Genomic DNA, 13,038 nt, shown 5'->3' with positions numbered 1-13,038 from the left:
CCGTAGCTTGGCCAGTCCTTGGTTTGGGCTGCGTTGGCACGGATGAAGTTGCCGTCGACTTTGCGGGTCGCAGCGGCGATGCGCGCAGCCGATGTCTGGGCTTGTGTCTGAGCCTGTGCTGCCATGCCCGTTTGCGTGACCGACAGCAGCAGCGAGGCCGCAAGCAGGGGCAGCGTGGCGCGGCAGGCGGGGTTGTTTTTCATCGCATCTCCTTGAATGTAATTTCGGGTTTTGTGGCAGTAACCGACTTACGCAAACCGGGCTGAACAAGGCGGTTGTCCCATGGCAATGCCTGGCAATGCCTCGCCTCTATCCCCGTTTGCGCAAGTCCTGACGACTGGCTCAGACCGCGATGAAAACCGACTTGGTTTCGAGGTAGGAATCCAGAGCCGCCTTGCCAAGATCGCGTCCAATACCCGACTGCTTGTAGCCGCCGAAAGGCATAGCGGGGTTCAGCATGCTGTGGCAGTTGACCCAGACCGATCCGGCCTTGATCTTGGGAATCAGGCGATGTACCTTGGAGAGGTTGTTCGACCAGATACTTGCGCCCAGGCCATAAGAAGTGTCATTGGCCCATGCGGCAACCTGGTCCAGATCGTCATAAGGCATGGCGGTCAGCACGGGGCCGAAAATTTCTTCCTGCTGTACGCGCATGCCATGGTTGACGTTGGTCAGGATCGTGGGCTGCACGTAGTAGCCCTTGTCCTTTGCGCGGCCACCGCCGGTGACCACCTGTGCTCCCTGCGTGCGGCCGATATCGATGTAATTGCAGACGCGCTCCATTTGCTCCTGCGACACCAGCGGCCCCATCTGCGCAGCCGGATCAAGACCATGGCCCAGCGGCATGGACTCGGCAATTTGTGCCACGTCGGCCACCACGCGGTCGAACATTTTTTTCTGCACATACAGGCGGGAGCCGGCGCAGCAAACCTGTCCGTGGTTGAAGAAGATGGCTTGGGCGGCACCGGCGGCAGCCGTGGCGGGGTCGCAGTCGTCAAGCACGATGACCGGCGACTTGCCACCGAGTTCGAGTGTGAAGCGCGTCATGTTCTCGACGGCGGCTTTGCCGATCAGCTTGCCGACTTCGGTCGAGCCCGTGAAGCTGACCTTGTCTATGCCAGGATGGCTGACCAGCGGTGCCCCGGCGGAGGGGCCGTCGCCGATGATGATATTCACCACCCCAGGAGGAAAGCCGGCTTCGAGGATCAACTCGCCCAGCATCAGGGCCGTCAGGGGCGTTTGCTCCGCGGGCTTGAGCACCACCGTGCAGCCGGCGGCAAGGGCCGGAGCCAGCTTCCAAACCGCCATCAGCAGCGGGAAGTTCCACGGCACGACGGCAGCGACCACGCCGACCGCTTCGCGCCGCGTGAAGGCCACGAACTCGGCCTGCGGTGCAATCGGAACGGAAATGTCGTTGGTCGCGCCTTCGATCTTGGTGGCCCAGCCCGCCATGTAGCGCAGGGTATCAATGGACACAGCCACATCGACGGCACGCGCGATGGCGGCCGATTTGCCATTGTCCATGGCTTCGACTTCGGCAAAGCTCTGGGCATTGGCCTCGAGCAGGTCGGCCAGCTTGAGCAGCAGGCGTTCACGCTCCGTGCCGTGCATCTTGCTCCAGGGGCCGTGGTCGAAAGCGCGGCGGGCGGCGCTCACCGCCAGTTCCACGTCTGCCTTGCCGGCCGAGGGCACCTTGCCGAGGACTTCCTCGGTGGCCGGATTGATGACGTCCATGGTCTGGCCGCTTTGCGCCTGGACCCATTGGCCATCGATCAGCAGGGAGTGCGTACCGCGCGCCAGAAACTTGGCGGCTTTTTCCGTGATCAGGTGTTGGATGTCAGAGATGTTCATGGTTTCTTCCTCGGGTGTCGCGCATGCCGGTCGCATGCAATGGGTTTGCGCCTGCAACGTGGAGCCAGGTGCAAGGTCCATGCAACTCCACGGCCGCAACGGTACCGAACCGTCCATGTAGGAAAAACTCGGTACTTTCCCTAGGTCGGAAACTGTTCTGATTTGGATCAGCCCTCCGTTCCATCATCATCGAGCGTATACGGTCTCCCGTGGGTTGCTGCATCGTTCCGAATCAGGGTTTGCACGGATTGGTCACCGTGGTTTATTTCGCCTTTAATTTCGCGACCCTCTGAAAAGAGGGCACGGGTTTTTGTTTTTCCACATTCATTTCAGGAGTCTTATACATGCCTAAATTTGTCATCGAGCGAGAAATCCCCGGCGCAGGCAGCATGTCTGCAGAGCAGCTCAAGGGGGCAGCGCAGAGCTCCAACCAAGTGATCCGGGAACTGGGGCCCAACATCCAGTGGGAACACAGCTACGTCACCGGCGACAAGATTTTTTGCATCTACAACGCCCCGGATGAGGCCATGATCCGCACCCATGCGGCCAAGGCGGGCATCCCTGCCAACAAGATCACGCCCGTGGCGACCGTCATCGGCCCTGGCACGGCGCAGGGCTGAACGGTTTGTGCGGCTGTTTCACCCGGCGGACTGTGAGGGCTGGGTGAGCGTATGGAGATAGAGATGTCAATGACATACCCCACACGAGCACTATTGCTATTCCTATTCGGGTGAGGAGCACCATGCCAGTCTCTCGGAAAACGCGCACGACCCAGAATCTACCGCCGCCGTTCTTTGCTTCGGAAGCGCAGCGTCTGGCGCTCGCACGAGAGCAGTTTTTTGAAGAAGGCGTTCGCCCCACCGGAGTCGTGAGCGAGGGCGTGATCCAGTCCTGGAACCGCTGTCTGCAGGCCCATAGAAAGCCCTGTGAGCGGGTAGAGTTCGACCTCGTCACCCGCAGCCGCATTCACACGGCACAAACGCGCAACCGCACGCTACTCGACGTGGCCGCGCACGGCTTGGGGCAATTGCAGGCAGTGGTTTCTGGTACACGCTGCCAGGCCGTATTGACCGATGCCACAGGTGTGGTGCTGGAGGTGGTACGGCCCGCAAGTGCGGACAGTTTTTTGTTTTCACGGGCTTATCGGACAGGGGTCAACCTGTCCGAAGACGCCGTGGCGACTACGGCACCGGGCCTGGTGGCGCGCACAGGTCAGCCTTGCGTCGTGCGTGCAGGCGAGCATTTTTTCGAGTGTCTGCAAGATCTGCACTGCGCCGCCGCGCCCATCCACGACGCCCAGCGCAAACTGGTGGGGGTTTTGAATATTTCCGTCGAGTCGCAATCATTCGGTTTTGACGCGGCCTCGGTGGTGATCCTGCACGCGGCGGCGATCGAGAACCGGCTGCTGCAGGCTCAGGCGCGCGAACAGATCGTCGTGCACCTGCACACCATGCCGAGCATGATCGATACCCCGATGGAAGGTTTGGTCGGTGTGGACGCCCAGGGCCGGCTGTCCTGGCTCAATGACGCAGCAGTGCGTCTTCTGGGGCTGCCGCAGAACAGCCCAATGCAGGGTGGCACCGGGTCATCGTCGGTTCACGAAGTTTTCGGCGTTACGCCGGCGCAGCTTGTTGCCTGGAGTCGCCACCGGGAACCCACACTGCACCGGTTCCCCAATGGTCTCTCCCTGTGGCTGCGCGCCCGCCTGCATGGGGATGAACGCGAGGTGGTTTCATTTCACCTTGGCAGCTTGCCTGCCGCTGAAATGGCGACGCAGCCCGCTTCGCTCGCAACGGCGACGCCACCCGCTGCAATTGCGGTCAGCGAATCTGCATCGCCACGGCCCTCGGCACCTGCTCAACCGCAACAACCAATCACCCCCATCAGCCTGCGCGCAGCCGATCGACAATGGATTGCGAAAACCCTGGCTGAATGCGGTGGCAACGTGTCCAGGGCGGCGAGCATTCTGGGTGTATCGCGCGGCCTGATTTATCGCCACATTAAAGGGGATGGCCGGTGAGGCAGGCTCCTAGTCCGTTCCCTTCACCTCTTCGTCACGAACCCCAGCGAGGGCGTTGGGGACATGGGGGTGCGCATGGTGTGATTGGCATGAAGAAAGCCTCACCCATGGTCGCCGTCCGCAGCAGCGGCCGCCGGGAGGCGCCCTCCAGCTTTGGCTGCGAGTGGGCCGCGCGGCAATCCCATCTGTATCGGTCGTAGACCAACACGCACGAGCGCATCCACCCACCGTCTGACGCATTGCCGGCAACAGTGGGTGCCCTGCGCTGGCGTGCTATGGCCATGGACTGCGCAGCAGTTGCTCATCGGCGATTTTCGAAGAAATATTGATCTAAATCAGAACACTATTTCCTAAGGGAAATTACGGAGTTTTAGCTCTGTGCGCGGGGCAATAACCTCACACCAGTGGAGTTGGGGGATTCTGCACCTGGCTCCACTGCCGCAACAAACCCACGGCATGTGGATGTCACGCCTGATCACAGGGTGCAACACCACTCTAGTGCAGTGTTCGACGCTATCTGCGACATAAAACCGCGTCTTTTCGGCCCGGGCCGCGTTGCAAATCCTCGCGATACCACCCGGTATCGCTGCGGTTTACGCCTTGCCCAGACCAAAAATCCATCGGTTTTATTTGTCGCATCAAACATCAAACACTGCACTAGCGAGGAGCAGGGTTCACGCAACAAAGCACATCATCTAAAGGAGATAGCCTCATGAAAATAGCCACACGCACCCTGCTGCCGCTGGCCTGCGCCGCACTGCTCGGCAATGCCCAGGCGCAAACCGCGCCTGAGGGCGCATCACCCTGGTCGCTCGCGGTGGGGCCTGCGCACCTCGCCTTCAGCACCAAGGCTGACCTCTACGCCGGCGGCCCCGTGCCGGGTGCCGGCGTCCATGCCAGCAGCACCAAGGTATTGGGTGTGGAGATCGGCTACAGCTTCACGCCCCACTGGATGGCCCGCCTGGATATTGCCGCTGACCCCGTCCACACCAACCTCACCGGCACGGGCAATATCGCTGCGCTGGGGAAACTAAGCCATGCCAGTGTCGGCCCTGCGATCCTGACCATGAACTACACGCCCGGCATGTGGGGCCCGATCCGCCCCTATTTCGGCGGCGGCATGGTCTACATGAAGGTGTTCAGCACCAGTTCCTACGCGCTACAAAACGTCAAGGCGGACAATGCCTTCGGCGGCTCCTTCCGTATCGGTGCCGAATTGCCCCTGCGTGACGGTTACAGCCTGGACCTTTCCGTGCAAAAGCTCTACCTCAAGACCAACATCACCGCCACCATGGGCGGCGCACCCGTCACGGCCTCGGTACGCCTGGACCCGCTGGTGACCCTGCTTGCAGTGCGCAAGCAGTTTTGATTCAGATTCTGCCTGCGGTGCCCGGGCGTGAATGCCGGGCAGGGTGCTCTGAATCAGCAGCGAAGTATCGATACGCACCAGGTGTCAGCGCCAGATGCAGGGCGCTCGCCCGGGACATCACATTGATGATGGCCCGAGGCCTGACACCTGCTGCAGCCCTCAAGCCGTCTGGCGCTGCGCTGCGGCCACGTCCTGGTGCGCAGTCGGCGCCTGGCGCCATTGCGCCAGCAGTGCCTGCCATTTGGTGCGCACGGCTTGCAGATTGCGCTCCTTCACGTGACCAAAGCCGCGGATGCCTTCGGGCAGGCGCGCGATTTCGACGGCGAGCGCGAGCTTGTCGGACGTGAGGCTGCCGAGCAGCTCTTCGATGCAGGCGCGGTATTCGCCGATCAGCGCGCGCTCGGTCTTGCGCTCCTCCGTTTTGCCGAAGGGGTCTAGCGCCGTGCCGCGCAGGCCCTTGAGCCTGGCGAGCACGCTGAAGGCGCGGCGCATCCAGGGGCCGTAGGGCTTTTTGACGAGCTCGCCGCGCTCGTTTTTCTGCGCCGTGAGCGGTGGCGCGAGGTGGTGCACGATGGTGTAGTCGCCCTCGAACATGTTGGCGATCTTGGCGTTGAAGGCCGGGTCGGTGTGCAGGCGCGCGACTTCGTACTCGTCCTTGTAGGCCATGAGCTTGAACAGCGAGCGCGCCACGGCTTCGGACAGGCGCGTGCCGGAGCCTTGCCCAGCTCCAAGGCGCTCCTCGGCAGCCTGCACTTTTTCGACGAAGGCGCGGTAGCTTTCGGCGTAGGCGGCGTTCTGGTAGCCGGTCAGGAAGTCCACGCGCCTGGCGACGGTTTCGGCGAGCGAGGGTTTTTTCACGAGCTCTATCACCTGCGCGGCCTGGTACAGCGCCTGCACGGCGGCGGGCTCGTGCGCGCAGCGGCGGCCCCATTCGAACGCGGCCTGGTTGTTTGCGACCTGCACGCCGTTGAGCTCGAAGGCGCGCAGCAGCGCTTCGCGTGTGAGCGGAATCCAGCCTTTTTGCCAGGCGTAGCCGAGCAGCAGCGGATTCGTGTAGATGCTGTCACCGAGCAGCTGTACGGCGGCCTGCTCGGCCTCGAAGCTGTGGATGGCCTGCGCACCGCCCGCGGCCTCGGCGATCGCGCTCTCGCAGCTGCCGCGCGGGAACTGCCAGTCGGGGTTGTGCACGAAGGCAGCTGTGGGCGTGTTGTGGCTGTTGAGCACCACGTGCGTGCGCCCGGGCAGCATCGCGGCCAGCGTGGTTTTTTGCGCCGTGACGATGACGTCGCAGCCGATCACGAGATCGGCCTTGGCGGTATCGACCTTGGTGGCATGCAGCGCATCGGGGCGGTTGGCGATCTGCACGTGGCTCCAGGTGGCGCCGCCTTTTTGCGCGAGGCCCGCCGAGTCCATGGTGATCACGCCCTTGCCCTCAAGGTGCGCCGCCATGCCCAGCAGCGAGCCTATGGTGATCACACCCGTGCCGCCCACGCCCGCGACGACGATGCCCCAGGCGCTTTCGGCCACGGGCAGCGTGGGCTCGGGGACTTCGGGCAGGCCTGCGAGGCAGCCTTTTTTCTCTTTTTGCGGCTTTTTGAGCGTGCCGCCTTCGACGGTGACGAAGCTCGGGCAAAAGCCCTTGAGGCAGGAGAAATCTTTGTTGCAGGTGCTTTGGTTGATGCGCCGCTTGCGCCCGAATTCGGTCTCCACGGGCTCGACCGAGAGGCAGTTCGATTGTTCGGAGCAGTCGCCGCAGCCTTCGCAGACCAGCTCGTTGATGAGCACCGTCTTGGCCGGCGTGGCCATGGTGCCGCGCTTGCGGCGGCGGCGCTTTTCGGTGGCGCAGGTCTGGTCGTAGATCAGGATCGAACAGCCGGGCACTTCGCGCAGCTCGCGCTGGATGCGGTCGAGCGCGTCGCGATGGTGCACCGTGACGCCTTCGGCGAGCGCCACGCCGTCGTATTTTTGCGGGTCGTCGGTGACGATGACGATCTTGGATGCGCCTTCGGACTTGACGCTGTGCATGATCTGCAGCACTGAATGGCCCTCGGGGCGCTCGCCCACGCGCTGGCCACCGGTCATCGCGACGGCGTCGTTGTAAAGGATTTTGTAGGTGATGTTCACGCCCGCGGCGATGCTCTGGCGGATGGCCAGCAGCCCGCTGTGGAAGTAAGTGCCGTCACCCAGGTTGGCGAACACGTGCGCATCCTTGGAAAACGGCGCCTGCCCGACCCAGGGCACGCCCTCGCCACCCATTTGCGTGAAGGTGGCGGTGGCGCGGTCCATCCACACGACCATGTAGTGGCAGCCTATGCCAGCCATGGCGCGCGAGCCTTCGGGCACGCGCGTGCTGGTGTTGTGCGGGCAGCCGCTGCAAAACCACGGCAGGCGGTCTGGCGTTTGCGCCACCGGGGTGGCCAGGGCGCGCTCCTTGGCGTCGAGCACGGCCAGGTGCGCCTGCATGCGCGCGGCCACGTCCTCGGGCACGCCGAGCTTGGTGAGGCGCCTGGCGATGGCGCGTGCGATCAGCGCGGGCGAGAGGTCTGCCTTGGGGCGCAGCAGCCAGTGCTCGCCGGGGTTGGGCGTGCCCCATTCGCCGCCGTCGGACTCGTCGAACTTGCCGACCACCGTGGGGCGCACGTCGTCGCGCCAGTTGTAGAGCTCTTCCTTGAGCTGGTATTCGATGACCTGGCGCTTTTCCTCGACCACGAGGATCTCCTGCAGGCCCTGCGCAAACGCGCGCGTTCCCGTGGCCTCGAGCGGCCAGACCACGTTGACCTTGTGCACGCGGATGCCCAGGCGCCGGCAGGTGTCGTCGTCAAGGCCCAGGTCGAGCAGCGCCTGGCGCGTGTCGTTGTAGGCTTTGCCGCTCGCGATGATGCCGAAGCGGTCCTGCGGCCCTGCGATCACGTTGTGGTTGAGGCGGTTCGCGCGGATGTAGGCGAGCGCCGCGTACCACTTGTAGTCCATGAGGCGCGCCTCCTGTTCGAGCGGCGCGTCGGGCCAGCGAATGTGCAGGCCGCCGGGCGGCATGGCGAAGTCTTCGGGCAGCACGATGCGCACGCGGTCGCGATCGACCGACACGCTGGAGGACGACTCGACCACTTCCTGGATGGTCTTCATGCCCGCCCAGAGGCCGGAAAAGCGACTCAGGGCAAAAGCGTGCAGGCCCATGTCGAGGATGTCCTGCACGCTGCTCGGGAAGAACACCGGCAGGCCGCAGGCCTTGAAGACGTGGTCGCTCTGGTGCGCGGCGGTGCTGCTCTTGGCCACATGGTCGTCGCCCGCGACGGCGATCGCGCCGCCATGGCGCGCCGTGCCGGCCATGTTCGCGTGCTTGAACACGTCCGAGCAGCGGTCCACGCCCGGGCCCTTGCCGTACCAGATGCCGAACACGCCGTCGTACTTCTTGCTCTGCGGGTACAGGTCGAGCTGCTGTGTGCCCCACACGGCGGTGGCGGCGAGTTCCTCGTTCACGCCGGGCTGGAACACGACATGGTGCTCGGCAAGGTGCTTCTTGGCCGCCCACAGCGCCTGGTCGTAGCCGCCCAGCGGGCTGCCGCGGTAGCCGCTGATGAAGCCGGCAGTGTTCAGGCCCGCGGCGGCGTCGCGCTCGCGCTGCAGCATGGGCAGGCGCACCAGCGCCTGCACGCCGCTCATGAAGGCGCGGCCCTCGCTGAGCGCGTATTTGTCGTCGAGCGAAGCCTTTTCGAGGGCTTTGCGGATGTGGTCTGGCAAGGGGGCGTTCATGGCGATGTCTCCGATGGGCTGGTTGTCGAGGCGCTGCGCTTGCTCGCAAGAAACATACCTTAAACCCAGATTGTTCATTAGGCGGCGCTTCGCGCCTACGCAGGTGCTGGCGGACGTCTGGCGGTCATTTTGGCCGCTGCTTCGTCGTTCGTGGCACCACCACGAACTCCTCAGCAGCAACCAAACTGCCTCGCCAGCCGCCTCGCCATCATCCCGCGTCCTAATGAACAATCTGTGCTGAAAGCAATCGCGTGGCAGCACGTCGAACGGACGTTCGGGCGGAAAGTGTAGAGCGATAGCGCCGATAATTCTTTGCGTTCTTTGCCCGAATTTGGCTATGCTGCGCAAGAATCTTGCGCCCACGGAGCCCGCCTTGGAGACCCTCGACAAATTTGACCTTGCCATCCTCATGGAATTGCAGGCCGACGCGCGCCTCACGAACGCCGAGCTCGCGCAGCGCGTGGGCCTGTCGGCCGCGCCGTGCTGGCGGCGCGTGCGTGCGCTCGAGGAGGCGGGCTTCATCAAAGGCTACCGCGCCGAAATCGACCGGCACAAGATCGGCCTGGGCGTGCTCGCCTTCGTGCGCCTGGACGCGGAGCGCAACACGGGCGACCTCACACGCGCCATGGAAGATGCGATCCGCCGCATCCCCGAGGTGGTGTCGTGCCACTACATCAGCGGCACGGGTACCTTCGAGCTGCAGGTGGTGGCGCCCGACCTCGCACGGTTTTCGCAGTTTGCGCGCGAGGTGCTGCTGAACCTGCCGAATGTGAAGGACATGCACACGAGCTTTTCGCTCGGCGAGGTCAAGGCCGGCGGCGCGCTGCCGCTCGGGCACCTGGGGCGCAGCAGGGCGCACGCCTGATTGCTACTTTTAATATAGCTGCTTGTGGTTGATATATCTAGGCCAAGGCCTGTTTTGATTCAAATTTTTTCCGCTGCCCCCGCAATGCCCAGGCGCGGGCACTGCACAATCGCTGCGCATGTCGCCTCCTTCGCACCTTCCTTTATCCACTGACGCGCGCACTGCCGAGGCGGCCCGTGCCACCCCTGCGGCCGCGGCCGCCGCAGTGGCCGAGCATGCGGCGGCGGACGAGATCGCGCGGCTCGCGGTGCAGCAGGCCGACAGGGCCGAACTCTCGCCGCTCGCGCCGCTCAGGGCGCCGGTGTTTCGCATGCTCTGGCTCACCTGGGTGACGGCGAACATCTGCATGTGGATGAACGACGTGGCCGCAGCCTGGCTCATGACATCGCTCACGCGCTCGCCTGTGCCCGTGGCGCTGGTGCAGTCGGCTTCGACGCTGCCGGTGTTCTTTCTGGGCCTGCCCAGCGGCGCGCTGGCCGACATGCTGGACCGGCGGCGCTTTTTCATGTTTACGCAGTTCTGGGTGGCGGTGGTGGGGCTGCTGCTCAGTGTCGTCATTTTTGCCGGCGCCATTTCGGTGCCGCTGCTGTTGCTGCTCACCTTTGCCAACGGCATAGGGCTGGCGCTGCGCTGGCCGGTGTTTGCGGCGCTGATCCCCGAGCTGGTGCCGCGCCCGCAGCTGCCCGCGGCGCTCGCGCTCAACGGCGTGGCCATGAACACCTCGCGCATCGTCGGGCCGCTGGTGGCCGGGGTCATCATCGCGAGTGCCGGCAGCGTGTGGGTGTTTGCACTGAACGCGCTGCTGTCGGTGCTTTCGGGGCTGGCGATCATGCGCTGGCGGCGCGCACATGTGCCGCATCCGCTCGGGCGCGAACGCCTGTGGAGCGCCATGCGCGTGGGCGTGCAGTTCGTGCGCCAGTCGCCGCGCATGCGCGCGCTGCTCGCCCGCATCGCCATGTTCTACATCAACGCCACGGCGCTGTTCGCGCTGCTGCCGCTGGTGGCGCGCGAGCTGCCGGGCGGCGGCGCGGCGACGTTTTCGCTGCTCATGGCGTCCATGGGCGCCGGCGCCATCGTGGCGGCGCTGTTCGTACCGCGCTGGCGCCAAACCACGCCACACGAGTTGCTGCTGCTGCGCGGCACCACCTTGCAGGCCGGTGCCAGTGCCGTGGTAGCGATCGCGCCCAACGTGTATGTCGGCATGCCCGCCATGGCGTGCGCGGGCGTCGCTTTGATGATTGCGGCCAATTCGCTGAGCATTTCGGCGCAGATGGCCCTGCCCAACTGGGTGCGCGCACGCGGCATGTCGATTTTCCAGATCACCATGATGGGCTCCACGGCCCTGGGCGCGGCGCTGTGGGGCCAGGTGGCGGCGCTGACTTCAGTGCAGCTGAGCCTGGCGCTCGCCGCGCCGGTGGCCGTGGCCGCGATGGCACTGGTGCAGCGGCTCGTGGCCGACCGGCACGCCGACGAGGACTGGAGCCCCGCGCAGGGTCTGGCGGCGCCGCAGCCGGCCGTCACGCCCGATGCCGGGCGCGTGGTGACTACGGTCGAATACCGCATAAACCCGGCGCGGGCCGCGGAATTTGGCGCGCTCATGCAGGAAAGCCGCCGCAGCCTGCTGCGCCGGGGGGCGCTCGACTGGCAACTGCTGCACGACTTGGCCCACCCCGAGCGCTATGTGGAGCAGATCGTCGATGAATCGTGGATCGAACACCTGCGCCGCGCCGAGCGCGTCACCGCGGCCGACGTGGCGCTGCGCGAGCGCAAATACGCCTTCCACCTCGACACCGAGCCGCCCGTGGTGACGCGCTTCCTGAGCCAGGATTGATCAGCGCGGCCACAGCGCCCACAGGCGCAGGTTCTGCTTGAGGCGCCCTGCCAGGTCGCCGGCCTCGGGGCCCCAGCCGGTGAAGAAGTCGGCGCGCACGGCGCCGACGATGGCGCTGCCCGTGTCCTGCGCGAGCACCAGGCGCTGCAGTTGCACCTGCGGGCCCGTGGAGGCCAGCCAGACCGGCGTGCCGTAGGGGATGCTCTGGCGATCCACGGCGATCGAGCGCCCCGGCGTGAGCGGCACGCCCTGTGCGCCGCGCGGGCCGAAGTTCGCGTCCAGCGGGCTCAGCGGCTCTTCGCGAAAGAACACGTAGCGCGGATTGGCCCACAGCAGCTCGCTGGCGCGCGTGGGGTTTTGCGCGAGCCAGGCGCGTATGCCGGGCCAGGTGGCGTCGCGCGTGAGGCCCTGGTCGAGCAGCCAGCGGCCCACGCTCTGGTAAGGCTGGTCGTTGGTGCCGGCAAAGGCCAGGCGCACCAGGCGCACGCTGCCGTCAGGCTCGGTGATGCGCAGCCGGCCCGAGCCCTGGATATGCAGCGCCAGCGCCTCGAGCGGGTCGCGCAACCAGGCGATCGCGCGGCCCTGCAGCGCTGCCTGGGCTTCGGGCACGGTGTCGATCTGCTGGCGCGTGAACCAGGGGCGCCGCGCGCCATAGCCTGCGGGCAGGCCGTAGAGCGGGACGCTGAAGCCGTTGCCGGGCTGGCGTGCAGCGTCGAACAGCGGCTCGTAATACCCCGTGAGCAGGCCGTCGGGGTTGCCGTCCGCGGCCTCGATGCGGTAGGGCTGCAGGCGCGCCACCATCCAGGCACGCTGCTCCTCGCTGCTTGCGATGCTGAGCTGGCGCACCTCGCGGCACAGCGGGGCAAAGGTGGGTGCAGGGCGCTCGCAGCTCTTGAGCCAGGCGTTCCAGGCTTCATAAAGCGCGTCGTCGCCGAATCCCGGCAGCTCGTCCCAGGAGGCAGGCACCCAGCGGCTCTTGCCTGCGGCGGGGGCAGCGGCCGTGGGTGCAGCGGCGGGCGTGACCGCAGCGGGTGCCGAAGGGCGCGCAGGGCCGGGTGGGGCCGTGGAGCACGCAGCCAGCATTCCTACAATCAGCGCCATCCACAGGCGCAGGAGGTTCGATCTCATGGGAGTCATTTTGCTCGAAGCGCTGCTTGCGCTCGCATTGCTGCTGTTCATCGTCTGGTGGACGATGTTCGCGGGGCGCAAGCGGGGCGAGCCGCCGGCGCCGCCGCCCAGCGGCGAACAAGGGCCGTCCACGGCGCCCGACCACGCCACCCCGCCCACGCCTTCGCAGCCGCCGCACGAACCCCCACAATGAGGGGCGGGAGAGCCTCCTGCAGTCTTGCGCC

At 65.4% G+C, this 13,038-nt stretch carries 10 protein-coding genes; 6 read left to right on the top strand and 4 right to left on the bottom strand.

Going from position 1 to position 13,038, the window contains the following annotated elements; translation table 11 throughout:
* Positions 1–203 (bottom strand): hypothetical protein (locus tag PYV55_RS06950; protein ID WP_275849965.1); only part of this gene is annotated, 203 nt, incomplete at its 3' end.
* Between the two features lie 139 nt (positions 204–342).
* On the bottom strand, positions 343–1,851 hold the full coding sequence (locus PYV55_RS06945) for an aldehyde dehydrogenase family protein (RefSeq protein ID WP_275849964.1): 1,509 nt from the start codon (positions 1,849–1,851) through the stop codon (positions 343–345).
* Positions 1,852–2,195: 344 nt separating this feature from the next.
* Here PYV55_RS06945 and PYV55_RS06940 point away from each other — a divergent pair, with 344 nt between their 5' ends.
* The 3 genes from PYV55_RS06940 (at position 2,196) to PYV55_RS06930 (ending at position 5,240) form a co-directional block, all read left to right on the top strand.
* Positions 2,196–2,471 carry a DUF4242 domain-containing protein gene (locus PYV55_RS06940; RefSeq protein WP_275849963.1) on the top strand — a complete coding sequence of 92 codons (276 nt, stop codon included), beginning with the start codon at positions 2,196–2,198 and terminating at the stop codon, positions 2,469–2,471.
* Between the two features lie 122 nt (positions 2,472–2,593).
* Positions 2,594–3,871 carry a helix-turn-helix domain-containing protein gene (locus tag PYV55_RS06935; protein ID WP_275849962.1) on the top strand — a complete coding sequence of 426 codons (1,278 nt, stop codon included), beginning with the start codon at positions 2,594–2,596 and terminating at the stop codon, positions 3,869–3,871.
* Between the two features lie 712 nt (positions 3,872–4,583).
* Complete coding sequence (locus tag PYV55_RS06930) at positions 4,584–5,240, top strand: OmpW/AlkL family protein (protein ID WP_275849961.1); 657 nt, start codon at positions 4,584–4,586, stop codon at positions 5,238–5,240.
* 159 nt (positions 5,241–5,399) lie between these two features.
* Here PYV55_RS06930 and PYV55_RS06925 read toward each other — a convergent pair whose 3' ends face one another.
* Entirely contained in the window at positions 5,400–8,990 is a 3,591-nt protein-coding gene (locus PYV55_RS06925) for an indolepyruvate ferredoxin oxidoreductase family protein (RefSeq protein WP_275849960.1), read from the bottom strand.
* A 373-nt stretch (positions 8,991–9,363) separates the two neighbouring features.
* Here PYV55_RS06925 and PYV55_RS06920 point away from each other — a divergent pair, with 373 nt between their 5' ends.
* Complete coding sequence (locus tag PYV55_RS06920) at positions 9,364–9,855, top strand: Lrp/AsnC family transcriptional regulator (RefSeq protein WP_275849959.1); 492 nt, start codon at positions 9,364–9,366, stop codon at positions 9,853–9,855.
* A gap of 118 nt (positions 9,856–9,973) precedes the next feature.
* On the top strand, positions 9,974–11,686 hold the full coding sequence (locus PYV55_RS06915) for an MFS transporter (protein WP_275849958.1): 1,713 nt from the start codon (positions 9,974–9,976) through the stop codon (positions 11,684–11,686).
* On the opposite strand, the gene mltA is transcribed toward PYV55_RS06915, so the two are convergent.
* Complete coding sequence (mltA, locus tag PYV55_RS06910) at positions 11,687–12,880, bottom strand: murein transglycosylase A (RefSeq protein WP_275849969.1); 1,194 nt, start codon at positions 12,878–12,880, stop codon at positions 11,687–11,689. It abuts the gene before it with no gap.
* Between mltA and PYV55_RS06905 the strand changes: the two genes are divergently transcribed.
* Positions 12,813–13,007 (top strand): hypothetical protein, encoded by a 195-nt coding sequence (locus tag PYV55_RS06905; RefSeq protein WP_275849957.1) that lies wholly within the window; start codon positions 12,813–12,815, stop codon positions 13,005–13,007. The genes mltA and PYV55_RS06905 overlap by 68 nt on opposite strands.
* Positions 13,008–13,038 lie beyond the last annotated feature (31 nt).

The sequence above is a fragment of the Extensimonas soli genome (assembly GCF_029211265.1).
Taxonomy (GTDB): domain Bacteria; phylum Pseudomonadota; class Gammaproteobacteria; order Burkholderiales; family Burkholderiaceae_C; genus Extensimonas; species Extensimonas soli.
This window is presented reverse-complemented; position numbering and strand designations above follow the sequence as displayed.